General features: G+C 56.1%; 24 protein-coding genes. 13 read left to right on the forward strand and 11 right to left on the reverse strand.

All coding sequences use genetic code 11. The annotated features are described in order from the left end of the window. Positions 1 to 5 precede the first annotated feature (5 nt). The 7 genes from stgD to LLF79_RS15785 all read left to right on the forward strand — a co-directional run bounded on the left by stgD (position 6) and on the right by LLF79_RS15785 (position 7,228). Positions 6 to 1,082 carry a fimbrial protein StgD gene (stgD, locus tag LLF79_RS15755; RefSeq protein ID WP_023326365.1) on the forward strand — a complete coding sequence of 359 codons (1,077 nt, stop codon included), beginning with the start codon at positions 6 to 8 and terminating at the stop codon, positions 1,080 to 1,082. 245 nt (positions 1,083 to 1,327) lie between these two features. Next, complete coding sequence (gene pstS, locus LLF79_RS15760) at positions 1,328 to 2,368, forward strand: phosphate ABC transporter substrate-binding protein PstS (RefSeq protein ID WP_008500186.1); 1,041 nt, start codon at positions 1,328 to 1,330, stop codon at positions 2,366 to 2,368. A 128-nt stretch (positions 2,369 to 2,496) separates the two neighbouring features. After that, positions 2,497 to 3,456 (forward strand): phosphate ABC transporter permease PstC, encoded by a 960-nt coding sequence (gene pstC / locus LLF79_RS15765; RefSeq protein WP_008500185.1) that lies wholly within the window; start codon positions 2,497 to 2,499, stop codon positions 3,454 to 3,456. Beyond that, entirely contained in the window at positions 3,456 to 4,346 is an 891-nt protein-coding gene (gene pstA / locus LLF79_RS15770; protein ID WP_008500184.1) for a phosphate ABC transporter permease PstA, read from the forward strand. The genes pstC and pstA overlap by 1 nt, the downstream gene beginning before the upstream one ends. 47 nt (positions 4,347 to 4,393) lie before the next feature. After that, a complete protein-coding gene (gene pstB / locus LLF79_RS15775) occupies positions 4,394 to 5,167 on the forward strand; it encodes a phosphate ABC transporter ATP-binding protein PstB (protein ID WP_008500183.1) in 774 nt (257 codons plus the stop codon). 26 nt (positions 5,168 to 5,193) lie between these two features. After that, on the forward strand, positions 5,194 to 5,919 hold the full coding sequence (phoU, locus tag LLF79_RS15780; protein ID WP_008500182.1) for a phosphate signaling complex protein PhoU: 726 nt from the start codon (positions 5,194 to 5,196) through the stop codon (positions 5,917 to 5,919). 160 nt (positions 5,920 to 6,079) lie between these two features. Beyond that, positions 6,080 to 7,228, forward strand: coding sequence for an esterase (locus LLF79_RS15785; protein WP_087450469.1), 1,149 nt, complete (start codon positions 6,080 to 6,082; stop codon positions 7,226 to 7,228). Positions 7,229 to 7,259: 31 nt separating this feature from the next. Here LLF79_RS15785 and yieH read toward each other — a convergent pair whose 3' ends face one another. Further along, positions 7,260 to 7,925 (reverse strand): 6-phosphogluconate phosphatase, encoded by a 666-nt coding sequence (yieH, locus tag LLF79_RS15790; protein ID WP_032675679.1) that lies wholly within the window; start codon positions 7,923 to 7,925, stop codon positions 7,260 to 7,262. A 165-nt stretch (positions 7,926 to 8,090) separates the two neighbouring features. Between yieH and adeP the strand changes: the two genes are divergently transcribed. After that, positions 8,091 to 9,428, forward strand: coding sequence for an NCS2 family permease (adeP, locus tag LLF79_RS15795; protein WP_227879921.1), 1,338 nt, complete (start codon positions 8,091 to 8,093; stop codon positions 9,426 to 9,428). A gap of 91 nt (positions 9,429 to 9,519) precedes the next feature. On the opposite strand, the gene LLF79_RS15800 is transcribed toward adeP, so the two are convergent. The 9 genes from LLF79_RS15800 to rpmH form a co-directional block, all read right to left on the reverse strand. Beyond that, the gene (locus LLF79_RS15800; RefSeq protein ID WP_227879850.1) at positions 9,520 to 10,086 is read right to left on the reverse strand and encodes an NADPH-dependent FMN reductase; all 567 of its coding nucleotides are present in this window, start codon (positions 10,084 to 10,086) and stop codon (positions 9,520 to 9,522) included. A gap of 36 nt (positions 10,087 to 10,122) precedes the next feature. Further along, positions 10,123 to 10,869: a 4'-phosphopantetheinyl transferase superfamily protein gene (locus LLF79_RS15805; RefSeq protein ID WP_046091923.1), complete on the reverse strand. Its 747-nt coding sequence runs from the start codon at positions 10,867 to 10,869 to the stop codon at positions 10,123 to 10,125. Between the two features lie 122 nt (positions 10,870 to 10,991). After that, entirely contained in the window at positions 10,992 to 11,963 is a 972-nt protein-coding gene (gene yidZ / locus LLF79_RS15810) for an HTH-type transcriptional regulator YidZ (RefSeq protein ID WP_227879851.1), read from the reverse strand. Then, positions 11,932 to 13,107, reverse strand: coding sequence for an MFS transporter (locus LLF79_RS15815; protein WP_204624642.1), 1,176 nt, complete (start codon positions 13,105 to 13,107; stop codon positions 11,932 to 11,934). Before LLF79_RS15815 ends, yidZ begins: the two co-directional genes overlap by 32 nt. Positions 13,108 to 13,218: 111 nt before the next feature. Next, the gene (gene mnmE / locus LLF79_RS15820) at positions 13,219 to 14,583 is read right to left on the reverse strand and encodes a tRNA uridine-5-carboxymethylaminomethyl(34) synthesis GTPase MnmE (RefSeq protein ID WP_032654291.1); all 1,365 of its coding nucleotides are present in this window, start codon (positions 14,581 to 14,583) and stop codon (positions 13,219 to 13,221) included. Between the two features lie 72 nt (positions 14,584 to 14,655). After that, entirely contained in the window at positions 14,656 to 16,299 is a 1,644-nt protein-coding gene (gene yidC / locus LLF79_RS15825; RefSeq protein WP_008500173.1) for a membrane protein insertase YidC, read from the reverse strand. A 2-nt stretch (positions 16,300 to 16,301) separates the two neighbouring features. After that, positions 16,302 to 16,559 carry a membrane protein insertion efficiency factor YidD gene (yidD, locus tag LLF79_RS15830; RefSeq protein ID WP_001307474.1) on the reverse strand — a complete coding sequence of 86 codons (258 nt, stop codon included), beginning with the start codon at positions 16,557 to 16,559 and terminating at the stop codon, positions 16,302 to 16,304. Then, positions 16,523 to 16,882 (reverse strand): ribonuclease P protein component, encoded by a 360-nt coding sequence (gene rnpA, locus LLF79_RS15835; RefSeq protein ID WP_021242673.1) that lies wholly within the window; start codon positions 16,880 to 16,882, stop codon positions 16,523 to 16,525. The genes yidD and rnpA overlap by 37 nt, the downstream gene beginning before the upstream one ends. Before the next feature lie 16 nt (positions 16,883 to 16,898). Then, positions 16,899 to 17,039, reverse strand: a complete 141-nt coding sequence (gene rpmH, locus LLF79_RS15840) for a 50S ribosomal protein L34 (RefSeq protein WP_000831330.1) — start codon at positions 17,037 to 17,039, stop codon at positions 16,899 to 16,901. A 599-nt stretch (positions 17,040 to 17,638) separates the two neighbouring features. Between rpmH and dnaA the strand changes: the two genes are divergently transcribed. Genes dnaA through gyrB form a run of 4 tightly spaced genes read left to right on the forward strand, consistent with a single transcriptional unit; the run spans position 17,639 to position 23,651 of the window. Then, entirely contained in the window at positions 17,639 to 19,033 is a 1,395-nt protein-coding gene (dnaA, locus tag LLF79_RS15845; RefSeq protein ID WP_010426558.1) for a chromosomal replication initiator protein DnaA, read from the forward strand. 4 nt (positions 19,034 to 19,037) lie between these two features. Beyond that, positions 19,038 to 20,138, forward strand: coding sequence for a DNA polymerase III subunit beta (dnaN, locus tag LLF79_RS15850; protein WP_008500170.1), 1,101 nt, complete (start codon positions 19,038 to 19,040; stop codon positions 20,136 to 20,138). Further along, a complete protein-coding gene (gene recF / locus LLF79_RS15855) occupies positions 20,138 to 21,211 on the forward strand; it encodes a DNA replication/repair protein RecF (RefSeq protein WP_008500169.1) in 1,074 nt (357 codons plus the stop codon). The genes dnaN and recF overlap by 1 nt, the downstream gene beginning before the upstream one ends. Positions 21,212 to 21,239: 28 nt before the next feature. Beyond that, positions 21,240 to 23,651, forward strand: a complete 2,412-nt coding sequence (gene gyrB / locus LLF79_RS15860) for a DNA topoisomerase (ATP-hydrolyzing) subunit B (RefSeq protein ID WP_008500168.1) — start codon at positions 21,240 to 21,242, stop codon at positions 23,649 to 23,651. 34 nt (positions 23,652 to 23,685) lie between these two features. Here the strand turns inward: gyrB and LLF79_RS15865 are convergent, their stop codons facing one another. Then, complete coding sequence (locus LLF79_RS15865; RefSeq protein ID WP_227879852.1) at positions 23,686 to 24,621, reverse strand: LysR family transcriptional regulator; 936 nt, start codon at positions 24,619 to 24,621, stop codon at positions 23,686 to 23,688. A gap of 109 nt (positions 24,622 to 24,730) precedes the next feature. Here LLF79_RS15865 and LLF79_RS15870 point away from each other — a divergent pair, with 109 nt between their 5' ends. Further along, positions 24,731 to 25,756 (forward strand): NAD(P)-dependent alcohol dehydrogenase, encoded by a 1,026-nt coding sequence (locus LLF79_RS15870; protein ID WP_106105280.1) that lies wholly within the window; start codon positions 24,731 to 24,733, stop codon positions 25,754 to 25,756. The last annotated feature ends 86 nt before the right edge of the window (positions 25,757 to 25,842 follow it).

The raw sequence follows: 25,842 nt of genomic DNA on the forward strand, positions 1-25,842 counted from the left end.
ATAAGATGAAATTCAGGACACCTCTGTTTTTAAGCGCGTTGATAATATTTATGACGCCGGTATGCAAAGCGTACACCACGGGCGACGGGATTTGTCACTCCGAAGGTGGCGCTTATATCTATAACCTTAATCTGAACGGGCAGTCGATCCCGGCGGATAAAAATAAAGCAGGTACAGAGATCAGGGATCTGGAAACGCTCAGTTCATCTACGAGTTACAAAGCGCAATGCAACTGTCTTACGCATTACTCTACGGGCTTTCGCCAAATCTACTACACCGCACGATCGCCGTTAAGTGAAGATGTGGTAAAGAACGGGTATACCTATTTTACCCTTAATAACAACCTCAGCATCGCCACGTCGATACTTGTGCTTGGCAGAGAATATATACCGGTACCTTTCAGCGCAGAACCAAACGTAATGTCTCATAGCTCCTATTGTTATGCGCCTGGCGAGGAAGGGAGCGAACCAACACTCAATACCGGTTCACAAATAAAAATATCATTCTTAATTAACAAGCCGTTTATTGGCCGGGTGAGTGTGCCAGGTACGATAGTCGCCGATCTTTATGGAGGGCTGGATGCGGCCTCCTCGACCTCCAGCACCGAAAAAATGGCAGAGATCAAAATCGCTGGCGATATCGTCGTGCCGCAAAACTGCGAGATAGCGCCCGGGCAGACGCTTGAGATAGATTTTGGCAAAATCCCGGCCCCGGAATTTTCCGCTACCAAAGGCACCGCCGTGACGAGTCACAAGGTAAAAAAGACGATTCAGGTACAGTGCACAGGCATGCTGGATGAGAATATTGTCTACTCCACTTTCCATGGAGACCCTGTTGACGCCGATGCCACGATGATGAAAGTCAACGGCAATGATGATGTAGGCATTGTGGTATACGACAAGTGGGATCGTCAGGTCAGCGTCAACGGCGGCAGGATGGACATGGATAGGGGCGAAAACAACAACGGCGCCGAAAACAATTCGCTTACCTTTTCCGCTGCGCCTGCAAGCGCAACGGGGGCTCAGCCAAAACCTGGAACGTTTGAAGCGTACGCGACGGTCACGCTGGAAATTGAACATTAATCACCCGACGGCTGTTTATGACAGCCGTTGTCATTTTCCCCCTTTTGTACCAGGCTTATCCCTTTCTGTATGACAATTCTATGACGCCACCCTAAATGAATATCATTTATTATCAGTGACTTATTTTTAGCACCTGCATTGTCATAAAACTGTCATAATTCGTACATTTATCTGTCACCTGTTTGTCCTATTTTGCTCATCGTAGCCACTAAACAACGATTTACGAAAATCTTGCAGGAGACATTATGAAAGTTATGCGTACCACTGTCGCAACTGTTGTCGCCGCGACCTTATCTCTGAGCGCGTTCTCTGTATTTGCAGAAGCAAGCCTGACTGGCGCTGGTGCAACCTTCCCTGCGCCGGTGTATGCCAAATGGGCGGATACCTACCAGAAAGAAACCGGTAACAAGGTTAACTATCAGGGTATCGGCTCCTCCGGTGGCGTAAAACAAATTACCGCGAACACGGTTGATTTCGGCGCATCAGATGCTCCGCTGTCTGATGACAAACTGGCTCAGGAAGGCCTGTTCCAGTTCCCTACCGTGATCGGTGGCGTGGTTCTGGCGATCAACCTGCCGGGCGTGAAGTCGGGTGAGCTGGTGCTGGACGGCAAAACCCTGGGTGACATCTACCTGGGCAAAATCAAAAAATGGGATGACGAAGCGATCGCCAAACTCAACCCAGGCCTGAAGCTGCCTTCTCAGAACATCGCCGTGGTTCGCCGCGCGGATGGTTCTGGTACCTCTTTCGTGTTCACCAGCTACCTGGCGAAAGTGAACGAAGAGTGGAAATCTAAAGTCGGCTCCGGCTCTACCGTTAACTGGCCTACCGGTCTGGGCGGTAAAGGTAATGACGGTATCGCCGCGTTCGTACAGCGTCTGCCTGGCTCCATCGGCTACGTAGAGTATGCGTACGCGAAGCAGAACAACCTGTCCTACACCAAACTGGTGTCTGCCGACGGCAAACCGGTTAGCCCGACCGAAGAGAACTTTGCTAACGCCGCCAAAGGCGCTGACTGGAGCAAATCCTTCGCGCAGGATCTGACTAACCAGAAGGGCGAAGGGGCGTGGCCAATCACCTCTACCACCTTCATCCTGGTGCACAAAGAGCAGAAGAAACCTGAACAGGGCGCTGAAGTGCTGAAGTTCTTCGACTGGGCATACAAAAACGGCGGCAAACAGGCTAACGCTCTGGATTACGCCACCCTGCCAGACAACGTGGTTGAGCAGATTCGCGCTGCATGGAAAACCAACGTGAAAGACAGCAGCGGTAAAGCGCTGTACTAACAGGATATATTTAACGAAGATGGCGGGTGGCGCTGCGCTTACCCGCCCTACGGTTTACTCTGTAGGCCCGGTAAGCGTCAGCGCCACCGGGCATATTCGTAAAAACGTCTCAAACAGAAGAGTAATTTATGGCTGCAACCAAGCCTGCATTTAACCCTCCGGGTAAAAAAGGTGACATGATTTTCAGCGCGCTGGTCAAACTGGCTGCGCTGATTGTGCTATTGCTGCTGGGCGGCATTATCGTGTCTCTGATTTTCTCCTCCTGGCCGAGCATCCAGAAATTCGGTTTCTCCTTCCTGTGGAGTAAAGAGTGGGATGCGCCGAACGACATCTACGGTGCACTGGTGCCGATTTACGGCACGCTGGTGACCTCGTTCATCGCCCTGCTGATTGCGGTTCCGGTAAGTTTCGGTATCGCCTTGTTCCTGACGGAGCTGGCGCCGGGCTGGCTGCGTCGCCCATTGGGTATCGCCATCGAACTGCTGGCGGCCATCCCAAGTATCGTCTACGGCATGTGGGGGCTGTTTATCTTTGCGCCGCTGTTCGCCACGTACTTCCAGGAACCGGTGGGTAACGTCCTCTCTGCCATTCCGTTTGTGGGGGCCCTGTTCTCTGGCCCGGCTTTCGGTATCGGCATTCTGGCGGCGGGTGTGATCCTCGCCATCATGATTATTCCGTACATTGCGGCGGTGATGCGCGATGTGTTCGAACAAACGCCGGTGATGATGAAAGAGTCGGCCTACGGCATCGGCTGCACCACCTGGGAAGTGATCTGGCGCATTGTCCTTCCGTTCACCAAAAATGGGGTGATCGGGGGCGTGATGCTGGGCTTAGGTCGTGCGCTGGGTGAAACCATGGCGGTTACCTTTATCATCGGTAACACCTACCAGCTCGACAGCGCGTCGCTCTACATGCCGGGCAACAGTATTACCTCTGCGCTGGCGAATGAGTTTGCGGAAGCGGAATCGGGTCTGCACGTTGCGGCGCTGATGGAGCTGGGTCTGATTCTGTTCGTTATTACCTTCATTGTTCTGGCGATTTCCAAGCTGATGATTATGCGTCTCGCTAAAAATGAGGGAGCACGCTAATGGCCACTCTCGAAATGCAAGCTACTGCTGAACTGGCGGAATCCCGCCGCAAAATGCAGGCCAGACGCCGCATGAAAAACCGCATTGCCCTGACGCTCTCTATGGCGACGATGGCATTCGGTCTGTTCTGGCTTGTCTGGATCCTCTTCTCAACGGTCGTTCGCGGGATTGACGGAATGTCACTCTCGCTGTTCACCGAAATGACGCCGCCGCCGAACACGGCGGGTGGTGGCCTGGCGAATGCCCTGGCGGGCAGCGGATTGCTGATCCTCTGGGCCACGGTCTTCGGCACGCCGCTGGGCATCATGGCGGGCATCTACCTGGCAGAATACGGTCGTAAATCCTTGCTGGCGGAAGTGATTCGTTTCATTAACGACATTTTGCTGTCAGCCCCGTCTATCGTCGTGGGTCTGTTCGTTTACACCGTCGTGGTGGCGCAGATGGAACACTTCTCCGGTTGGGCGGGTGTGATTGCGCTGGCGCTGCTGCAGGTGCCGATTGTGATTCGAACCACCGAGAACATGCTAAAACTGGTGCCGGACAGCCTGCGTGAAGCGGCTTACGCGCTGGGTACGCCAAAATGGAAGATGATCTCTGCGATTACGCTGAAGGCGTCGGTCTCCGGGATCATGACCGGTATCCTGCTGGCGGTGGCGCGTATCGCGGGTGAAACGGCACCGCTGCTGTTTACGTCCCTCTCCAACCAGTTCTGGAGCACGGACATGATGCAGCCGATCGCCAACCTGCCGGTGACGATCTTTAAATTTGCGATGAGCCCCTTCGCGGAATGGCAGCAGCTGGCCTGGGCCGGGGTGCTGATCATTACCCTTTGCGTACTGTTGCTGAACATTCTGGCGCGCGTCATTTTCGCGAAGAAGAAACACGGTTAATTTTTTACGGCGCGGCAGCTCGCGGCGCCGAATGAGGAAATGAGTCAATGAGTATGGTTGATACTGCCCCGGGTAAGATTCAGGTTCGTGATTTGAACTTCTACTACGGCAAATTCCATGCCCTGAAGAACATCAACCTGGATATCGCGAAGAACCAGGTCACGGCATTTATCGGTCCGTCCGGCTGTGGGAAATCCACGCTGCTGCGTACCTTTAACAAAATGTATTCGCTCTATCCGGAGCAGCGTGCTGAAGGGGAAATCATCCTCGACGGTGAAAACATTCTGACCCAGGCTCAGGATATCGCCCTGCTACGCGCGAAAGTGGGGATGGTGTTCCAGAAACCCACGCCATTCCCGATGTCCATTTATGACAACATCGCCTTTGGCGTTCGCCTGTTTGAAAAGCTCTCCCGTGCCGATATGGACGAGCGCGTGCAGTGGGCTTTGACCAAGGCCGCATTATGGAACGAAACCAAAGATAAGTTGCACCAGAGCGGGTACTCTCTCTCCGGTGGTCAGCAGCAGCGTCTGTGCATTGCGCGCGGTATTGCCATTCGCCCGGAAGTGTTGCTGCTGGATGAGCCGTGTTCAGCGCTGGACCCGATTTCAACCGGTCGTATTGAAGAACTGATCACCGAGCTGAAGCAGGATTACACCGTGGTTATCGTGACCCACAACATGCAGCAGGCTGCGCGTTGCTCCGATCACACGGCGTTTATGTACCTGGGTGAATTGATTGAGTTCAGTAACACGGACGATCTGTTCACTAAGCCCGCGAAGAAACAAACCGAAGATTATATTACTGGCCGCTACGGTTGATTTGCCTTAGTGCATGTGGAGAAACCATGGACAACCTCAATCTTAATAAACACATTTCCGGCCAGTTCAACGCAGAGCTGGAAAGCATTCGCACCCAGGTGATGACCATGGGCGGCATGGTCGAGCAGCAGCTTTCTGATGCGATTACGGCGATGCACAACCAGGACAGCGAGCTGGCGAAGCGCGTCATTGAAGGCGATAAAAACGTCAACATGATGGAAGTGGCTATCGACGAAGCCTGCGTGCGCATTATCGCGAAACGTCAGCCGACGGCGAGCGACCTGCGTCTGGTGATGGCGATCATCAAAACCATCGCCGAGCTGGAACGTATTGGTGACGTCGCCGATAAAATCTGCCGCACCGCGCTGGAGAAGTTTTCGCAGCAGCATCAGCCGCTGCTGGTGAGCCTCGAGTCGCTGGGCCGCCACACCGTGCAGATGCTGCACGACGTGCTGGATGCCTTTGCGCGGATGGATCTGGACGAAGCGGTGCGTATCTACCGTGAAGACAAGAAGGTCGATCAGGAGTATGAAGGCATCGTGCGCCAGCTGATGACCTACATGATGGAAGATTCCCGTACGATCCCAAGCGTACTGACCGCCCTGTTCTGCGCGCGTTCTATCGAGCGTATCGGTGACCGCTGCCAGAATATTTGCGAATACATTTTCTACTTCGTGAAGGGTCAGGACTTCCGTCACGTGGGCGGCGACGAACTGGACAAGCTGCTGGCGGGTAAAGATCCGAAAGAGTAATCCTGTCATCTGATAACAACGCCGGTACTCACCGGCGTTGTTATTTCTAGTGTAATCACAATTTTCCCCTTCATCCGTTGCCTGAGGTTCGAAACGCGCTAACGTGAGACGAAAAAACAGCAAAGGATGGTATATGAAAAATTCATTAGCGTGTCTGACGATGGCCATCAGCATCGGGATCGGTACTGGAACAGACGTGATTGCCGCACCGTTGCCGGTCACACCTGACCAGACTACCCCAGTCAGCCACTATGTGACCCAGGTTAATGCGGATAAAAGCATTACGTTTCGCCTGTTTGCACCCGGCGCAACGCGAGTCTCCGTGGTGACGGGGTCAATGCCTGAAAGCCAGGTTTCCCATGATATGACGAAAGAGAAAAATGGCGTCTGGTCATGGAAAAGCGAGCCGATGGCCCCGAATCTCTACGAATATTATTTCGACATCGATGGTTTCCGTTCAGTTGACACGGGAAGCCGCTATCAAAAACCCCAGCGGCAGGTGAACACCAGCCTTATTCTGGTTCCGGGCAGTATTCTCGACGATCGTCCTGTACCGCATGGCGATCTGACGACCTTGACCTGGCACTCGCCGTCGCTCAAGTCAGAGCGCCGCGTCTATGTATGGACTCCCCCTGGCTACAACGGCACAGGGGAACCCTTACCGGTGCTCTACTTCTACCATGGTTTTGGGGATACCGGGCTCTCTGCCATCGACCAGGGCCGTCTGCCGCAAATCATGGATAACCTGATGGCCGAAGGGAAAATCAAACCGATGCTGGTGGTGGTACCCGACACCGAGACGGAGAGCACTGAGGCCATCCCCGAGAACTTCCCACCGGCAGAACGACGGAAGTCTTTCTATCCGCTCAATGCGAAAGCCGCAGACCGTGAACTGATGAGCGAGATTATTCCGCTGGTGGATACACGCTTCAACGTGCGTAAAGATGCGGCAGGCCGGGCACTGGCGGGATTGTCACAGGGCGGTTATCAGGCGCTGGTCTCCGGGATGAATCATCTGGAGAGCTTCGGCTGGCTGGGAACGTTCAGCGGCGTTACCACGACAACCGTGCCTGACGAAGGCGTGGCCGCACGCTTTAAGCAGCCTGAGGCCATTAACCGGCAGCTGCATAACTTCACCGTCGTTGTGGGAGAGCGCGATTCGGTGACCGGCAAAGATATCGCCGGTCTGAAAGCGGAGCTGGAAAAGCAGGGCATCAAATTCGACTATAAAATGTACCCCGGTCTGAACCACGAAATGGACGTCTGGCGTCCGGCGTATGCTGAGTTTGTTCAAAAGCTCTTCAGATAAACCTGTCGCCCTCCCTGCCGGGAGGGGCGGCTTAACGCGTAATATTCCACCCGCGCGCCTTCCACTGCGCGGGTAGCTGCGCCAGATCGGTGAAGGTCGTGACTTTTGGATGATCGATCGGCTTGTTGTGCGGGTCGGCGCAGAAGTAAAACACCTCCATTCCCGCATCAATCCCCGACTGCGCGCCCGCAGACGAGTCATCCACCAGAATGCAGTGCTCTACGTTAACGTTCATCGCCTTTGCCGCATGGAACATCAGTGCCGGGTCCGGCTTCCAGCGCTGGATATCGTAGCCGCTGAACAGTTTTTCCGGGAAGTGGTGCAGCATCTCAAGCTTGCCGAGCGAGTGCTGCATTTTGCTGACCGGTCCGTTGGAGACCACGCAGATCGGCACCGTCATGGCATCCAGCAGCGCGTTTGCGCCCGGAATCACCTCCAGCTCCGAATCGAACAGGCGTGCAACCTCGGCGCGGTACACCGGTTCCAGAGCCGCCTTCTCCAGGACGACGCCGTGTTCTTCGTTAATGATGTCGATGATCTCGTAGAGCTTCACGCCCTTAAAGCGTTTAAACACCTCGTCGAGTTCCAGCGTAATGCCAAATTCCTGGAACATGGCCACATACGCGCGGGAACAAATGACCTCACTGTCGACCAGCGTACCGTCGCAGTCGAAAAATACCGCTTCAATTCCGGACATGCCTTTCCCTTTTAACCAGTTTAACGTTTACGTACGGCAGTTCACCGGAACGCAATCGTTGCCGTATAAGCAAATTCAATGAAAAAAGTATCACGTAACCGCCACTATTGTCGCATTTTGGTATAGGATAGCGACGAATTTTCCCTCCTTGTTCGGAAATTGATGATGAGTCAACAACACACTACCCAGACATCTGGTCAGGGTCTGCTTGAGCGCGTGTTTAAACTGCGCGAGCACGGCACGACGGCACGCACCGAAGTGATCGCCGGTTTCACCACCTTCCTGACGATGGTCTATATCGTTTTTGTTAACCCTCAAATTCTGGGCGTTGCTGGCATGGATACCAGCGCCGTCTTCGTGACTACCTGTCTGATCGCGGCCCTCGGCAGCATTCTGATGGGGGTGTTCGCTAACCTGCCGGTCGCGCTGGCCCCGGCGATGGGTCTGAATGCGTTCTTTGCCTTCGTGGTGGTTCAGGCGATGGGGCTGCCGTGGCAGGTGGGTATGGGCGCCATCTTCTGGGGCGCGATTGGCCTGCTGCTGCTGACCATTTTCCGCGTGCGTTACTGGATGATTGCGAACATTCCCGTGAGCCTGCGCGTAGGCATCACCAGCGGTATCGGTCTGTTTATCGGGATGATGGGGCTGAAAAACGCCGGCGTGATCGTGGCGAACCCGGATACGCTGGTGAGCATCGGTCACCTGACCTCGCATAACGTGCTGCTGGGCGTGCTGGGCTTCTTTATCATCGCCATCCTGGCTTCCCGCAATATTCATGCGGCGGTGCTGGTCTCCATCGTGGTGACCACGCTGCTGGGCTGGATGCTGGGCGACGTTCACTATAACGGCATCGTTTCCGCGCCACCGAGCGTCTCTACCGTTGTTGGTCATGTTGATCTGGCCGGTTCCCTGAACCTGGGCCTGGCGGGCGTGATTTTCTCCTTCATGCTGGTTAACCTGTTCGACTCCTCCGGTACGCTGATCGGCGTGACCGACAAAGCGGGTCTGGCAGATGAGAAAGGCAAATTCCCGCGCATAAAGCAGGCGCTGTTTGTGGACAGTATCTCCTCTGTGACCGGTTCATTTATCGGGACCTCGTCTGTGACCGCTTACATTGAATCCTCTTCCGGCGTCTCCGTGGGCGGCCGTACCGGCCTGACGGCGGTTGTAGTGGGTATTCTGTTCCTGCTGGTGATCTTCCTCTCGCCGCTGGCGGGCATGGTGCCTCCGTACGCTGCAGCCGGCGCGCTGATCTATGTGGGTGTGCTGATGACCTCCAGCCTGTCGCGCGTGAAGTGGGATGATTTAACCGAAGCGGTGCCGGCGTTTATTACCGCCGTGATGATGCCGTTCAGCTTCTCGATTACCGAAGGTATCGCGCTGGGCTTTATCTCTTACTGCGTAATGAAGATCGGTACCGGCCGCTTCCGCGACCTCAGCCCGTGCGTCATCGTTGTGGCGCTGCTGTTTGTACTGAAGATTGTGTTTATTGACGCGCACTAAGGTGTGGTTTGTGGTGTCAGGTGGCGCTTCGCTTACCTGATCTACTGACGAGTGTAGGCCCGGTAAGCGCTAGCGCCACCGGGCTTTTTTATCAGGCTTTAACCCGCTTAATGTAATCCCCGAACGCCGTCAGCTGGCCAGACAGATGATCGCGCGTGCTCAGATCCACCACCTCACCCGTTTGCGGGTCGACCTTGTTCTGAATCACTCCGCCCATAAATTCCGGCTTGTTCATCACCATCGCATCGAGGAAGACCAGGATCTGACGCAGGTGATACTGGCAGCGCGCGCCGCCAATCGCGCCCATGGAGCTGGTCTGGATCAACACCGGTTTGCCTGACAGCGGCTGCTCAGGTAAACGGGACAGCCAGTCGATGGCATTCTTTAGACCACCAGGTACAGAGTAGTTGTACTCTGGCGTGACGATGACCACGCCGTCAGCCTGGCGAATCTGCTCTGCCAGCGCTTCAACGCTCTGCGGGAACCCTTCTTCCTGCTGTACGTCAGCATCATAAAGCGGAATATCGCCAATAGACGGCAGGGCGCTAATTTCCATACCTGCAGGTGCCAGCTGTGGCAGCGTGCGGGCTACCATCCCGTTAAATGAACCTTTGCGCAGGCTTCCCAGTAACGTAACAACTTTCAACGTATCAGACATGATTACTCCTGTTTCATCATGATGACCCTGATTGGATCAGCTAAGGGTGAATGCTTTTTCTGCCGGTAAACTGGTTAATCGCATCAGACGTGCGGCGGGCTCGTTGGCGCGCTCGGGCACATCAGGAAGGCTACGCCATCCCTGTTGACTGTCAAATTCCCAGATTTTCATGCGTTCTATGGCGGGGGTCACCGCGATGGACCAGATGAGCACATCCTCCGCGTCGCAGAGCGCTTCTACCAGCGTGGCCTGGGTGGCGCGCAGACGTCCGGAACCAGGCAACAGCTGCAGCAGGCTGGCGTCGTCTGAGGCGCATCCGCAGAGCTTGCGAATGCTCTGGCGCAGGGTAATGAGCTGGGCTCTGGCTTCAACAGGATCGTTCTGGTTGCGTACCCACAGCTTCTCATTGCTGGAGAGCGGATAGTCTTCATGCGCGCTACCACCGTGGAAGCTGCGCGTCGCGCGCTGAAGCTCCATATCGAGCCCACAGTCCCCTTCGGTGGTCAGCGCGACCCCAATGATATTGCCCGTGTAGGCAATGGAAAAACGAGGGAGATCCGGGTCCGCAAAGACCGGGCGGCCTTCTGGCTGGGTAATGATGTCCGGCAGCTCGCTGGTGCCGTACAGCATAAACATCAGTTCTGCGAGAAGCGCTCGGGACGCTAAAAACCGCGACCTGCGATGCTCTGGAAGAGTGAGTGCTTCACGGTGACAGGCTGAAGAAATTCTTGCCGATACGAGACGTCCTTCTGTAAGTATCCCTCTTGCAAAGTGCGTAGCCATTTTTCGCTCCTTGATAATGGTCGTAATCGGTTAAACGGTTACATGATTATCGCTTAACTTGCCTCCTGTTTTAATCAGTAAATGGAAGTAAGAGAAGCCTTAGGACCGAACTTTACATTTTCTTAGGCAAAAATTGGATCGCTCGCACCGTACAGCGCCTTGATGGTCTCCCGCAGCCAGAGAATTTTGGGATTATGGCTGTTCCGTTTATGCCAGATCAGCGTGAAGGGTACGGTCAATTTATCCGCCTGCTCCTCATCAATGGGGATCGGAAGCGCGATCAGCTTACGCTGGTGGAGTTCATTGTAGTGGTGACAGTAGTGCGGGGCGGTGGCGATATAGTGATGGCCGGGCTGCGCCGCCATAAACATCGCCTGTTCGAAGCCCGGCAGGCTCATGGCGATAGTGCGATCGCGTCCCATCTCCTTTAACACCTCATCAAGCGCCAAGGTATCGCTGCGTTCCCTGAAGATGCTGATGTGGGGATAGCGCAGGAAGGTCTCCAGATTCCACTCTTGCTGAAGCGCTGGATGATCCTCGCGCAGATAGACGCAGGGGCGGTCGCTGAACAGGATTTCGTAGTCGATAAACCACGGCATCAGCTTAAGCAGCTCGCGGGATCGCGGATGCGTTTCACGCCCGGTGAAGCCCAAATCCACCTCGCCACGCGTAATCGCGTCCAGCGAGTCGTAATCCCACTGGCGCATTTTCACCGTCGCCTGCGGATAGCGCTGGTTCACCTGCTCCAGCAGGGTATTGAAGCGGATCAGCATCAGCGGCGTTTCCGCGGCCAGCACGAACGTCAGCCCGCCCGGAGAATCATGATGGAATTTATCGAGGATCTGGTTGCCGATTTGCATCCAGTCAGCCAGATCCTGCTCCAGGCTCACCGTCAGCGGCGTCGGCAGCAGCCCTAGCGGCGTTTTGACAAACAGCGGGTCGTCAAACCAGTCACGCAGCTTGGCCAGTGATTTACTCACTGCCGACGGCGTCACGTTCATCCGCTTCGCCGCTTTGGTAACGCTGCGCTCCTGCAGCAAAAGCTGCAGGCACAGCAACAGGTTAAGATCGAGACTGCTGATGGGCTTCTTCATAGTGCGCCGCGGGCTGGATGACCATAAGTAAGGTAATGCAGACTATGCTACAGCCAATCAGAACCCCGATCAGCATATTCAGCGCGTTAAGCCCGATGACTGCCGCCAGCCAAATCCACAGCGACGAGCCGCAGACCTGCGCGATCCCCAGCACCGAACTCGCCACGCCTGCCCGCAGCGAGAAGGGGCCAAGCGCCTGGCTCATCGCCACGCCAAAGCCAACCGAGAACCCGGCGCAAATGAGCGTAATGCCCACCAGCATCACCGCATGTGAGCTGGTGGTCGCCAGGATCGCGCCTGCGGCCATGAATAAAACCTGTGAGGTCACCATCAGCGTGCGCTGGCGGAAGATATTCAGCGCAAACGGCGTCGAAAACGAAACGGCCATACTGACCATCGCGGTTAATGCCATCACCGTGGAATACTCACCGCGATCGAAGCCCATGGTCTCCATCAGCAACACCGGGGAAACGTTTACATAGGTCAGGATCACCGCCACGCTTAACGTGGTCACGGTCAGACGGCTGAGGAAAAAGCGGTTTAGAAGCTTCTCTGCCGGGTGAATGGTTGCGGTATGGCCGGTATTCTGCGAGCCCGGGTGGGTCTCTTTCAGCACGGCAATCGACAGGACAAACACCAGCGCGCCCATCGCCGCCATGGTCCAGAACAGGCTCTGCCACGGGAACTTCAGCATGATCAGATAGCCCACGACCGGGGCCAGCACCGGGATGATGCAGGTAATGCCGTTCAGCATCGACAGCACTTTGGCGCGACGCTGGGCGCTTAAGGTGTCGCGCAAAATGGCAAACGCCACCACGTAGCAACCGCCCGCACCGATGCCCTGGATAAAGCGCCCGGTCAGGAACACGGTGCTGTTTTGCGCCTGTGAGCAGAGAAGGGATGCAAGGGCAAAAACGATGGCACCGGCGATTGCGACAGGCTGACGGCCTGCTTTATCCGCGATCTTCCCGGCAAAGACCATCGACGACGCCATCCCCGCGAGGTAGGCCGAAAACGCAATATGCAGTTGCGCTTCGCTGGCGCCCAGATCGCGGGCGATATGCGGTAATCCCACCAGATACATATCAATACCGGACGGATAAAGCAGAACTAATGCGAAACTACAAAACAGAAAACGCGCCATAAACCCCCCATAGATGCAGGCATGCAGGATAGGGGGGGAAAAGGGATTAGGCGAGTTGCCATTTGGACAATGTTGATTTCCCAGGAGGAAATCACCATGGATTAGCGGGAATTACTTGCCAATGCAGAAGCTCGAGAAGATCCGTCCCAGCAGATCGTCCGACGTAAACTCCCCGGTGATCTCGCTCAGATTCTGCTGCGCCAGACGCAGCTCTTCCGCCAGCAGTTCACCTGCCCACGCGCCAATCAGCTGCGCTTTGCCCTGGTCAAGATGGCGTGCCGCCTCTTCCAGCGCCTGCAGGTGACGGCGACGCGCCAGGAAGCCGCCTTCCATGCTGGTGTCAAAGCCCATGCTCTGCTTGAGATGGTTACGCAGGTCGTCCACGCCTTCACCGGTCCGCGCCGACAGGCGAATTAGTGAGTGACCATTCACATCGCTGATACCGAGCGTTTCGCCGGTCACGTCCGCTTTGTTACGCACCACGGTGATCGGCAGTTTTGCCGGCAGACGGGCAATAAAGTCCGGCCAGATCTCTGCCGGGTCAACGGCGTCGGTCGTGGTGCCGTCCACCATAAACAGCACGCGGTCGGCCTGCTCGATCTCCTGCCAGGCGCGTTCGATACCGATGCGCTCAACTTCGTCGCTGGCATCGCGCAGACCGGCGGTATCGATGATGTGCAACGGCATGCCGTCGATGTGGATGTGCTCGCGCAGCACGTCGCGAGTGGTGCCGGCAATGTCGGTTACGATTGCCGCTTCACGGCCCGCCAGGGCGTTCAGCAGGCTCGATTTCCCGGCGTTAGGGCGTCCGGCAATCACCACCTTCATCCCTTCACGCAGCAGGCTGCCCTGGCGCGCTTCTGCACGAACGGCGTCGAGATCGGCCATCACCTGGTTGAGCTGGGCTTCGATTTTGCCGTCAGAGAGGAAGTCGATCTCCTCGTCCGGGAAGTCGATAGCCGCTTCCACGTAGATCCTAAGGTGAGTAAGTGCTTCCACGAGGTGATTCACACGCGCGGAGAATGCCCCCTGCAGCGAGTTCAGAGCAGAGCGGGCCGCCTGTTCAGAACTGGCGTCGATCAGGTCTGCAATGGCCTCCGCCTGCGCCAGGTCGAGCTTGTCGTTGAGGAAGGCACGTTCGGAGAACTCGCCCGGCTTCGCAATGCGCAGGCCCGGCAGGGTCAGGATCCGTTTTAACAGCAGGTCGAGGATAACCGGGCCGCCGTGGCCCTGCAGCTCCAGCACGTCTTCACCGGTAAAGGAGTTCGGGCCGGGGAACCACAGCGCAATGCCCTGGTCCAGCGGGGTGCCGTCGGCATCTTTAAACGGCAGGTAATCAGCGTAGCGCGGCTTTGGCAGTTTACCCAGCACCGCTTCGGCCACCTCGCGCGCCTTCAGGCCGGAGATACGCAGAATGCCTACACCACCGCGTCCCGGTGGGGTTGCCTGGGCGACGATAGTGTCGTTATGGCTCATGGTTGCTCTCGTTCAATACAAATAAAAAAGGCGGTCAATCGACCGCCCTTATTTTAGCGTTAACTTATCGGATCAGGACTTTTTCTTTTCGCGGCTATGCAGGCCACGTTTTTCCAGACCACGGTAAATCAGCTGCTGCTGGATGATGGTCACCAGGTTGCTGACGATATAGTACAGCACCAGACCTGACGGGAACCACAGGAAGAACACGGTGAAGATGACCGGCATAAAGGTCATGATCTTCTGCTGCATCGGGTCGGTCACGGTGGTCGGCGACATCTTCTGGATGAAGAACATCGTCACGCCCATCAGGATCGGCAGGATGTAGTACGGGTCCTGTGCGGACAGGTCATGGATCCACAGCGCGAACGGCGCGTGGCGCAGCTCAACGGAACCCATCAGCATGTAGTACAGCGCAAGGAAGATTGGCATCTGAATCAGCAGCGGGAAGCAACCACCCAGTGGGTTCACTTTCTCTGCTTTATACAGGGCCATCATCTCCTGGCTCTGACGCTGTTTGTCATCGCCCAGACGCTCACGCATTGCCTGAATCTTCGGCTGCAGCATGCGCATCTTCGCCATGGAGGTGTACTGCGCTTTAGTCAGCGGGTACATGATGCCACGAACGATGAAGGTGATAACGATGATGGAGAAGCCCCAGTTACCCAGGAAGCTGTGGATGAACTTCAGCAGCTTAAACAGCGGCTGAGAGATGAACCACAACCAACCGTAATCCACGGTCAGATCCAGGTGCGGCGCAACAGCGGCCATTTTGTCCTGAATTTCCGGGCCAACCCACAGGGTGCTGGCGAGCTTACCGGTTTGACCCGGCTGTACCAGAACCGGCTGAGATTTGTAGCCGATGGCTGCAAGGCCGTTACCCAGGTTCGCGGTATAGAAGTTGTTGGTACCGTCGTTATTTGGCACCCACGCCGTCGCGAAATACTGCTGCAGCATCGCCACCCAACCGCCTTTAGCGCTGACGTTCAGGTTTTCGTTATCGGCAATGGTGTCGAATTTGTATTTCTCGTACTTCGCGTCAGGCGTGGAGTACGCCGCGCCACGGAAGGTGTGCAGCGCAAAGTTGCTGCTTCCGGTGTCACGGTGAGACGGCAGATTGATGGACTGCTTCAGCTGGCCAAAGGTCGACAGCTCCAGCGGTTTCGCACTGGCGTTCTGTACGCTGTAGCCCACGTTCACCGCATACTCACCGCGCTTCAGGGTGAAGGTTTTGGTGAAGGTGTTGCCTGCGGCGTCGGTATAGGTCATCGGGATAACGAGTTCGTTCTGGCCATCAGCCAGTACAAAGGTGTCGTTCTCGACGTTATACAGTGGACGCGCACCGTTAGCCGGGTTATCCGGGCCATCACGACCGGTCAGGCCGCTCTGCGCCTGGTAGATAAACTCAGGCGTGGTTTCCAGTAACTGGAACGGTTCGTTAGACTTCAGCTCTTTCGGGTAGGTCAACAGCAGCGCCTGCTCAACATCACCACCACGGGTGTTGATTGTCAGCTCAAGCACATCGGTCTTAACCGTAATCTGTTTCCCCTGGCCACTGGCCGGTACGCCCTGGTCGGCGGCGCTACCCGCTGCGGTGGTCGTAGTCTGCGTGGTCTGCTGCTGGGGTTGAGGATTTTTATCCTGCTCCCATGCCTGCCAGATCATGAAAGACACGAACAACAAAGCGATGATAAGAAGATTGCGTTGCGAATCCATCGTTAGTGTTCTCTGGTATCAAAGGGTCCTGGGGGGACGGGGTCGTCTCCACCGGGGTGTAAAGGGTGGCATTTTAATACGCGTTTCACCGTCAACCAACTGCCTTTTATCACTCCAAACCTGCGCAATGCCTCAATTCCGTAGCTTGAGCATGTTGGTGTGAAACGGCAGTGCGGCCCGAGTAGCGGACTAATCAGGCGTTGATAGACCCGAATGAGGGCTATCAGGACCCGGGAGCCAGGCGACAGTGGCGGCGCCATAATTTTTCCAACGCTTCCGAGAGAGCACGGTTATCGAGGTCGGCAACCCCTTTCTTCGCCACCACCACGAAATCCATTGAAGGCAGTTCGTGCTGACGTAAACGGAAGCTTTCACGCGTCAGACGTTTAATCCGATTGCGTTCATGCGCACGCTTAACATTTTTCTTGGCGACTGTGAGACCGATGCGGGGATGCCCCAGCGAATTTTGGCGGCCGAGGATGGTGATTTGCGGCGTGCCAGCCCGTTGTGGCTGCTGGAAGACGAAAGTGAAATGAGCGGGAGTTAACAAACGTAACTCCCTGGGAAATGCTAGCTTAACCACTCAGGGGTTAGCTTTATTACTTGGAAACGGTCAGACGAGCGCGGCCTTTAGCACGACGACGTGCCAGAACCTGACGACCATTTTTAGTAGCCATACGAGCACGGAAGCCGTGAGAACGGTTGCGCTTCAGTACAGACGGTTGAAAAGTGCGTTTCATGGCGATTTCTACCTAAACTTGAATAAATTCACTGACTTTTGCGTATACCCGAACGAGTTTCGAACGACTAACGCCTCAGCGTGGGTGATTAAAGAGGCCGGATTGTAATAATTGTACACTCCGGAGTCAATTCTCTTTCCTTATTTCCCGCGTATTTCCGCACGTTTTCGCGTGGAAAATGAGCAACGGACGACGCAGGAAGATGACCATCACGCGCCGGGTCGAGGATTATACGGGCTCACCGATAAAGCGCAAGGATCGTCCCGGATCTTCGTTAGATCATTTAAGCAATAAATTGGCTGTGCTCATTAATTTTTCCAATATGCGGGCTAAATCGTGGGGCACTCGCGCCAGGATCGTTTACACTTAACCGGTTTCTGATCTTCCTGTGGATAAATCGGGAAGAATCTGTGAGAAACAGAAGATCTCTGGCTCAGTTTAGGCTATGATCCGCGGTCCCGATCGGGATCCCAGGATCCTGGTCAGGATAAATTGCAGATAGCAATTCGCACGTCCCCCTTTACACAGGGTCATGCCGATGTGCGCCAACAATCATGAATATTCAATAGTTTTCTTTTATTGTTCGAGTGGAGTCCGCCGTGTCACTTTCGCTTTGGCAGCAGTGTCTTGCCCGATTGCAGGATGAGTTACCAGCCACAGAATTCAGTATGTGGATCCGCCCGTTGCAGGCGGAACTGAGCGATAACACGCTGGCTTTGTACGCGCCAAACCGTTTTGTGCTCGATTGGGTAAGGGACAAGTACCTTAATAACATCAATGGACTGCTGAACGATTTCTGCGGGTCAGATGCCCCACAGCTGCGCTTTGAAGTGGGCACAAAGCCGGTCACCCAAACCGTACGTGAAACCGTGAATGTGGCTGCGCCTGCTCAGGCCGCACCCGCGCCGGCTCCTCGCGTCGCTCCTGCTCGTCAGGGTTGGGATAATGTTCCTGCACCGGCTGAGCCAACCTACCGCTCTAACGTAAACGTCAAACACACGTTCGATAACTTCGTTGAAGGTAAGTCGAACCAGCTGGCGCGCGCGGCGGCTCGCCAGGTTGCTGATAACCCCGGTGGGGCCTACAACCCGCTGTTCCTGTATGGCGGCACGGGTCTCGGTAAAACGCACCTGCTGCACGCGGTTGGCAACGGCATTATGGCGCGCAAGCCCAATGCCAAAGTGGTGTATATGCACTCCGAACGCTTCGTTCAGGACATGGTAAAAGCCCTGCAAAACAATGCGATCGAAGAGTTTAAACGCTACTACCGTTCCGTTGACGCGCTGCTGATCGATGACATTCAGTTCTTTGCCAATAAAGAACGATCGCAGGAAGAATTTTTCCACACCTTCAATGCCCTGCTGGAAGGCAATCAGCAGATCATTTTGACCTCGGATCGTTATCCAAAAGAGATCAATGGCGTTGAAGATCGTCTGAAATCCCGCTTCGGCTGGGGCCTGACCGTGGCGATCGAGCCACCGGAGCTGGAAACCCGCGTCGCGATCCTGATGAAGAAAGCCGATGAAAACGACATTCGCCTGCCGGGTGAAGTGGCGTTCTTCATTGCCAAGCGTCTGCGCTCCAACGTGCGTGAGCTGGAAGGGGCACTGAACCGCGTTATCGCCAATGCCAACTTTACCGGTCGTGCGATCACCATCGATTTTGTGCGTGAAGCGCTGCGTGATTTGCTGGCATTGCAGGAAAAACTGGTCACTATCGACAATATTCAAAAGACGGTGGCTGAGTACTACAAGATCAAAGTGGCAGATTTACTGTCTAAACGTCGTTCCCGCTCGGTGGCGCGCCCGCGTCAGATGGCGATGGCGCTGGCAAAGGAGTTAACCAACCACAGTCTGCCGGAAATCGGCGATGCGTTTGGTGGCCGTGACCATACGACCGTGCTGCACGCCTGTCGCAAGATTGAGCAGTTACGCGAAGAAAGCCACGACATAAAAGAAGATTTTTCCAATCTAATCAGAACATTATCATCGTGACGCTATGAAATTTACCGTTGAACGTGAACATTTATTAAAACCGCTGCAACAGGTGAGTGGCCCATTAGGCGGCCGCCCAACGCTGCCTATTCTCGGAAACCTGCTGCTTCAGGTCGCGGACGGTACGCTGTCGCTGACCGGTACAGATCTGGAAATGGAAATGATCGCGCGCGTTACGCTGACGCAGCCGCACGACGCGGGCGCGACCACGGTTCCGGCACGTAAATTCTTTGATATCTGCCGCGGGCTGCCGGAAGGCGCTGAAATCGCCGTGCAGCTGGAAGGCGACCGTATGCTGGTGCGCTCTGGCCGCAGCCGTTTCTCGCTCTCCACGCTGCCTGCAGCGGACTTCCCGAACCTGGACGACTGGCAGAGCGAAGTGGAATTCACCCTGCCGCAGGCGACGATGAAGCGTCTGATTGAAGCCACCCAGTTCTCCATGGCGCATCAGGACGTTCGTTACTACTTAAACGGCATGCTGTTCGAAACCGAAGGTGAAGAGCTGCGTACCGTGGCGACCGACGGCCACCGTCTGGCGGTCTGTTCCATGCCGATTGGCGACTCTCTGCCAAACCATTCGGTGATCGTGCCGCGTAAAGGGGTGATTGAGCTGATGCGTATGCTCGACGGCGGCGACACGCCGCTGCGCGTGCAGATCGGCAGCAATAACATCCGCGCTCACGTGGGCGATTTTGTCTTCACATCGAAGCTGGTTGACGGTCGTTTTCCGGATTATCGCCGCGTATTGCCGAAGAACCCGGACAAAACGCTGGAAGCCGGTTGCGACAGCCTCAAGCAGGCCTTTGCCCGTGCCGCGATCCTCTCTAACGAGAAATTCCGCGGCGTGCGCCTGTACGTGAGTGAAAACCAGATCAAAATCACCGCCAACAACCCGGAGCAGGAAGAGGCAGAAGAGATTCTGGACGTCACCTACGCCGGGGCTGAGATGGAAATCGGCTTCAACGTTAGCTACGTGCTGGATGTGCTGAACGCGCTGAAATGCGAGAACGTGCGCATCCTGCTGACCGACTCCGTTTCGAGCGTACAGATTGAAGATGCCGCATCACAGTCGGCTGCCTATGTTGTCATGCCAATGAGACTGTAATGTCGCTCACCCGTCTGTTGATCCGCGACTTTCGCAACATCGAAAGCGCGGATCTCGCTTTATCCCCTGGCTTTAATTTCCTGGTTGGCGCGAACGGCAGCGGCAAAACCAGCGTGCTGGAAGCCATCTATACGCTCGGCCACGGTCGGGCGTTTCGCAGTTTGCAGATTGGTCGCGTGATTCGCCACGAGCAGGAATCTTTTGTTCTGCACGGGCGTTTGCAGGGCGAGGAGCGGGAGACCGCCATCGGCCTGACCAAAGACAAGCAGGGCGACAGCAAGGTGCGCATCGACGGTACCGACGGCCACAAGGTGGCCGAGCTGGCGCTGCTGATGCCGATGCAGCTGATCACGCCCGAGGGGTTTACTTTACTCAACGGCGGCCCCAAATACAGAAGAGCGTTCCTCGACTGGGGATGCTTTCACAACGAAGCCGGATTCTTTAACGCCTGGAGCAACCTGAAGCGTCTGCTCAAGCAGCGTAACGCCGCGTTGCGCCAGGTGACGCGCTACGCCCAGCTGCGTCCGTGGGACATGGAGTTAATCCCTCTTGCGGAACAAATCAGCAACTGGCGTGCCGAATACAGCGCAGGTATTGCCGAAGACATGGCCGACACCTGCAAACAGTTTTTACCCGAGTTCTCTCTCACCTTCTCCTTCCAGCGCGGCTGGGAGAAAGAGACGGACTATGCCGAGGTGTTAGAGAGAAGCTTCGAGCGCGACCGCATGTTGACCTACACCGCGCACGGCCCGCACAAGGCGGATTTCCGCATTCGTGCCGACGGTGCGCCGGTGGAAGACACGCTGTCGCGCGGGCAGCTCAAGCTCCTGATGTGTGCGTTGCGCCTGGCGCAGGGGGAGTTCCTCACCCGCGAAAGCGGGCGACGCTGCCTGTACCTGATAGATGATTTTGCCTCGGAACTTGACGACGCGCGGCGCGGGCTGCTTGCCAGCCGCTTAAAAGCCACGCAGTCGCAGGTTTTCGTCAGCGCCATTAGCGCTGAACACGTTATGGACATGTCGGACGAAAATTCGAAGATGTTTACCGTGGAAAAGGGTAAAATAACGGATTAACCCAAGTTGAAATGAGCGAGAAACGTTGATGTCGAATTCTTATGACTCCTCCAGTATCAAAGTCCTGAAAGGGCTGGATGCGGTGCGTAAGCGCCCGGGTATGTATATCGGCGACACGGATGACGGCACCGGTCTGCACCACATGGTATTCGAGGTGGTAGATAACGCTATCGACGAAGCGCTCGCGGGTCACTGTAAAGACATCGTGGTCACCATCCATGCGGATAACTCCGTCTCCGTCACCGATGACGGCCGTGGCATCCCAACCGGTATTCACCCGGAAGAGGGCGTCTCCGCGGCGGAAGTGATCATGACCGTCCTGCACGCAGGCGGTAAGTTCGACGATAACTCCTATAAAGTTTCCGGCGGCCTGCACGGCGTAGGTGTTTCGGTAGTAAACGCCCTGTCGCAGAAGCTGGAGCTGGTTATCCAGCGCGAAGGCAAAATTCACCGTCAGCTTTACACGCACGGCGTGCCGCAGGCACCGCTGGCCGTTACCGGCGAAACCGACAAAACCGGTACCATGGTGCGTTTCTGGCCGAGCCTCGAAACCTTCACCAACGTCACCGAGTTCGAGTACGACATCCTGGCGAAACGCCTGCGTGAACTGTCGTTCCTGAACTCCGGCGTCTCGATTCGCCTGCGCGACAAACGCGACAACAAAGAAGACCACTTCCACTACGAAGGCGGTATCAAGGCGTTCGTTGAGTATCTGAACAAGAACAAAACGCCTATTCACCCGAATATCTTCTACTTCTCCACCGAAAAAGACGGCATCGGCGTGGAAGTGGCGCTGCAGTGGAACGACGGTTTCCAGGAAAACATCTACTGCTTTACCAACAACATTCCACAGCGTGACGGTGGTACCCACCTTGCAGGCTTCCGTGCGGCGATGACCCGTACCCTGAACGCCTACATGGACAAAGAAGGCTACAGCAAGAAAGCGAAAGTCAGCGCCACCGGTGACGATGCCCGTGAAGGCCTGATTGCCGTGGTTTCCGTGAAGGTGCCGGATCCGAAGTTCTCCTCACAGACCAAAGACAAGCTGGTCTCTTCTGAGGTGAAATCGGCGGTTGAGCAGCAGATGAACGAATTGCTGAGCGAATACCTGCTGGAAAACCCGTCCGACGCGAAAATCGTGGTGGGCAAAATTATTGATGCGGCGCGTGCCCGTGAAGCGGCGCGTAAAGCCCGTGAAATGACCCGTCGTAAAGGCGCGCTGGACTTAGCCGGCCTGCCGGGCAAGCTGGCTGACTGCCAGGAACGCGACCCGGCGCTGTCCGAACTGTACCTCGTGGAAGGGGACTCCGCGGGCGGTTCTGCGAAGCAGGGCCGTAACCGTAAGAACCAGGCGATTCTGCCGCTGAAGGGTAAAATCCTCAACGTTGAGAAAGCCCGTTTCGACAAGATGCTCTCTTCTCAGGAAGTGGCGACACTCATTACCGCGCTGGGCTGCGGCATTGGCCGTGACGAGTACAACCCGGACAAACTGCGCTACCACAGCATCATCATCATGACCGATGCGGACGTCGACGGCTCGCACATCCGTACGCTGCTGTTGACCTTCTTCTATCGTCAGATGCCTGAAATCGTTGAGCGTGGCCACGTCTACATTGCCCAGCCGCCGCTGTACAAAGTGAAGAAAGGCAAGCAGGAACAGTACATCAAAGACGACGAAGCGATGGATCAGTACCAAATCGCAATCGCGCTTGATGGTGCGACCCTGCACGCGAACTCGCACGCCCCTGCACTGGCCGGTGAACCGCTGGAGCGTCTGGTGTCCGAGTTCAACGCCACGCAGAAAATGATTACGCGTATGGAACGCCGTTATCCGAAAACGCTGCTGAAGGAGCTGGTTTATCAGCCAACCCTGACCGAAGCCGATCTGAGCAGCGAGCAGACCGTCACCCGCTGGGTGAACGCTCTGGTGACCGATCTGAACGAAAAAGAGCAGCACGGCAGCCAGTGGAAATGCGATGTTCAGCAGAACGCTGACGGGCAGTTCGAGCCGATCGTTCGCGTGCGTACCCACGGCGTCGACACCGACTACCCGCTGGAGCACGAGTTTGTCACCGGTCCGGAATACCGTCGTATCTGCACGCTCGGCGAGAAGCTGCGAGGCCTGATCGAAGACGATGCGTTCATCGAACGTGGCGAACGTCGTCAGCCGGTAGCCAGCTTCGAGCAGGCGCTGGACTGGCTGGTGAAAGAGTCCCGTCGCGGCCTCGCGATCCAGCGCTATAAAGGTCTGGGCGAAATGAACCCGGAGCAGCTGTGGGAAACCACCATGGATCCGGAAAGCCGTCGCATGCTGCGCGTGACCGTTAAGGACGCGATTGCTGCAGACCAGCTGTTCACGACCCTGATGGGCGATGCGGTTGAACCACGTCGTGCCTTCATCGAAGAGAACGCCCTGAAAGCGGCAAATATCGATATTTAATCGACGTGATACCGCACGATAACTGGCCGCGCGTTTAGCGCGGCTTTTTTATGGGCGCGGGCATATCCTGCAACAGCACTGACGGTAAGCGACTGGCGAGCGTATCGACGGCAATCCTCACCCTCAGCGGCAGGTGCGGCGTTTGCTGCCAGACGGCATGAACGTCAAAATGGACATCGGGCGCCTGCTTCAGGAGCGGGACGAGCTTTCCCTGATGAATTTCTTTAATGGCCATCCAGCAGGGGAGCCAGGCAATCCCGTGTCCGGCCAGCGCCGCGTCGCAGATGGCCTGCAAATCATCCATATTGAGCGATGAACGGGAAGTAAAGGTGTGCGAGGTCCCTTCGTTATCCATCAGTTGCCAGGGTAACACTCTGCCTGCGCGCAGATAGTTAATGGCCGTATGATGGGGTAAGTCAGCCACGCTTTGCGGCTGGCCTTTGTTCTGCAGATAATCCGGCGCAGCGCACAGCACCATGCGGTGTTCCCCTAGCTTTCTGGCGACCAGCATGCTGCTGTCCTGCAGCGTGCCGTTACGCACCGCCATATCAAACCCTTCCTCCACCAGATCCACCACGCGGTCGCTGAACGACATCTCAAGCTCAAGCCCGGGGTGTTCCTGCGCCAGTTCAATCAACAGCGGCGCGACGCACTGGCGGCCAAACAGTACCGGCATGGCAACGCGCAGGCGGCCGCTGACCTGCTGTTTCCCCGTTTCAAGCAGCGACTCTGCGCCCCGAATTTCCTCCAGCGCACGCAGGCACCGTTCATAAAAAAGGGCGCCGTTATCGGTCAGGCTCTGGCTCCGGGTGGTGCGCTGAAACAGCCGTACCCCCAGTCGCTCCTCGAGACGAGCGATGCTTTTTCCTACCGCCGAGCGTGACAAATGCAGACGAATGGCGGCCTGTGCAAAGCTTCCCGCCTCTACGGCAGCCACAAAAACAGGGATATCCTTCAGCGTGTCGGTCATGAATTGTATCTTTTTTGGCGTCAATATAGAGAAAACTTATCGCCACTGGCGACCATGCGTCAACGGTAGACTGTCAGTATTAAAGATTACTTGATGGCCGGAGAAAAAAATGACCGAGACAATGCAACGCTGGACGATGAGCGCCCTCGGGCGCGAGAGCCTCACGCTTATTCAGGAGCCCATTCCCCAACCCGGTCCGGGTGAAGTGCGCGTAAGGGTGAATGCCGTCGCGCTCAACTATCGCGACAAAATGGTGATTGAAGGCACGATGCCGATTCCGCTTTCCTTCCCGTTTACCCCGGCGTCTGACATGGCGGGCGTCGTCGACAGCATTGGTGAAGGCGTCACGCGTTTCCAGCCCGGTGCCCGCGTTATCTCAACCTTCTTTCCGGAGTGGATCGACGGTAAGCCGCAGGCGGACGCGCGCAATTTGCCCTATAAAACGTCCGGCGGCTATTTCCAGGGAATGCTGGCCGAGTACGTGATTGTGAAGGAAGACGCGCTGGCGGCATCGCCGGAAACCCTGGATGACGCAGAGGCCAGCACCTTACCCTGCGCGGGGCTTACCGCCTGGTTCGCACTGGTGGAACGCGGTCAGCTGCGCGCCGGGCAATCGGTGCTGGTACAGGGGACGGGCGGCGTGGCGATTTTCGCCCTGCAAATCGCAAAAGCGCACGGCGCAGAGGTCATTGTTACGTCCGGGAGCGATGAAAAGCTGGCGCTGGCCAAAAAGCTGGGGGCCAGCCAGGGCATCAACCGCCTGAAAGGCGACTGGGCTGAAGAGGCGCTGGCGCTGACGCAGGATCGCGGCATCGACCATATTATCGAAACCGTGGGGGGCGAGAACCTGAAGCACTCCCTGCGCGCCGTTGCCGTTCATGGACGTATCTCGGTCATTGGCGTGCTGGCCGGGTCTGACATTTCGCTCTCTGCTGGCGAACTGTTGCTGAAATCTCCCGTCATTCAGGGGATCGGCGTGGGGCACCGCCGGGCGCTGGAGGATTTCGTCCGCGCCGTGGATGCCACCGGGTTGAAACCCGTGATTGAGCATCGCTACCGTTTTAACGAGCTTAAACAGGCTCTTGAGCATCTGGATCGCGGTGCGTTTGGTAAAATCGTTCTTACCCGCGAGTAGGTCTTTGTTCCCCGGGATAGGCGTAAAAGGGGGCTTTTGTTGCGCAAGGTAGCTCTATTTTTGTGTGCTTAATCGCGTTAGCATGA

This window comes from Enterobacter cloacae complex sp. 2021EL-01169, from assembly GCF_020733125.1.
Lineage (GTDB): Bacteria > Pseudomonadota > Gammaproteobacteria > Enterobacterales > Enterobacteriaceae > Enterobacter > Enterobacter roggenkampii.

Excerpts from the sequence above, each read along its gene's own strand:
- stgD (WP_023326365.1), top strand. The coding sequence starts at position 6 with ATGAAATTCAGGACACCTCTGTTTTTAAGCGCGTTGATAATATTTATG.
- pstS (WP_008500186.1), top strand. The coding sequence starts at position 1,328 with ATGAAAGTTATGCGTACCACTGTCGCAACTGTTGTCGCCGCGACCTTA.
- pstC (WP_008500185.1), top strand. The coding sequence starts at position 2,497 with ATGGCTGCAACCAAGCCTGCATTTAACCCTCCGGGTAAAAAAGGTGAC.
- pstA (WP_008500184.1), top strand. The coding sequence starts at position 3,456 with ATGGCCACTCTCGAAATGCAAGCTACTGCTGAACTGGCGGAATCCCGC.
- pstB (WP_008500183.1), top strand. The coding sequence starts at position 4,394 with ATGAGTATGGTTGATACTGCCCCGGGTAAGATTCAGGTTCGTGATTTG.
- phoU (WP_008500182.1), top strand. The coding sequence starts at position 5,194 with ATGGACAACCTCAATCTTAATAAACACATTTCCGGCCAGTTCAACGCA.
- LLF79_RS15785 (WP_087450469.1), top strand. The coding sequence starts at position 6,080 with ATGGCCATCAGCATCGGGATCGGTACTGGAACAGACGTGATTGCCGCA.
- yieH (WP_032675679.1), bottom strand. The coding sequence starts at position 7,925 with ATGTCCGGAATTGAAGCGGTATTTTTCGACTGCGACGGTACGCTGGTC.
- adeP (WP_227879921.1), top strand. The coding sequence starts at position 8,091 with ATGAGTCAACAACACACTACCCAGACATCTGGTCAGGGTCTGCTTGAG.
- LLF79_RS15800 (WP_227879850.1), bottom strand. The coding sequence starts at position 10,086 with ATGTCTGATACGTTGAAAGTTGTTACGTTACTGGGAAGCCTGCGCAAA.
- LLF79_RS15805 (WP_046091923.1), bottom strand. The coding sequence starts at position 10,869 with ATGGCTACGCACTTTGCAAGAGGGATACTTACAGAAGGACGTCTCGTA.
- yidZ (WP_227879851.1), bottom strand. The coding sequence starts at position 11,963 with ATGAAGAAGCCCATCAGCAGTCTCGATCTTAACCTGTTGCTGTGCCTG.
- LLF79_RS15815 (WP_204624642.1), bottom strand. The coding sequence starts at position 13,107 with ATGGCGCGTTTTCTGTTTTGTAGTTTCGCATTAGTTCTGCTTTATCCG.
- mnmE (WP_032654291.1), bottom strand. The coding sequence starts at position 14,583 with ATGAGCCATAACGACACTATCGTCGCCCAGGCAACCCCACCGGGACGC.
- yidC (WP_008500173.1), bottom strand. The coding sequence starts at position 16,299 with ATGGATTCGCAACGCAATCTTCTTATCATCGCTTTGTTGTTCGTGTCT.
- yidD (WP_001307474.1), bottom strand. The coding sequence starts at position 16,559 with ATGGCGCCGCCACTGTCGCCTGGCTCCCGGGTCCTGATAGCCCTCATT.
- rpmH (WP_000831330.1), bottom strand. The coding sequence starts at position 17,039 with ATGAAACGCACTTTTCAACCGTCTGTACTGAAGCGCAACCGTTCTCAC.
- dnaN (WP_008500170.1), top strand. The coding sequence starts at position 19,038 with ATGAAATTTACCGTTGAACGTGAACATTTATTAAAACCGCTGCAACAG.
- recF (WP_008500169.1), top strand. The coding sequence starts at position 20,138 with ATGTCGCTCACCCGTCTGTTGATCCGCGACTTTCGCAACATCGAAAGC.
- gyrB (WP_008500168.1), top strand. The coding sequence starts at position 21,240 with ATGTCGAATTCTTATGACTCCTCCAGTATCAAAGTCCTGAAAGGGCTG.
- LLF79_RS15865 (WP_227879852.1), bottom strand. The coding sequence starts at position 24,621 with ATGACCGACACGCTGAAGGATATCCCTGTTTTTGTGGCTGCCGTAGAG.
- LLF79_RS15870 (WP_106105280.1), top strand. The coding sequence starts at position 24,731 with ATGACCGAGACAATGCAACGCTGGACGATGAGCGCCCTCGGGCGCGAG.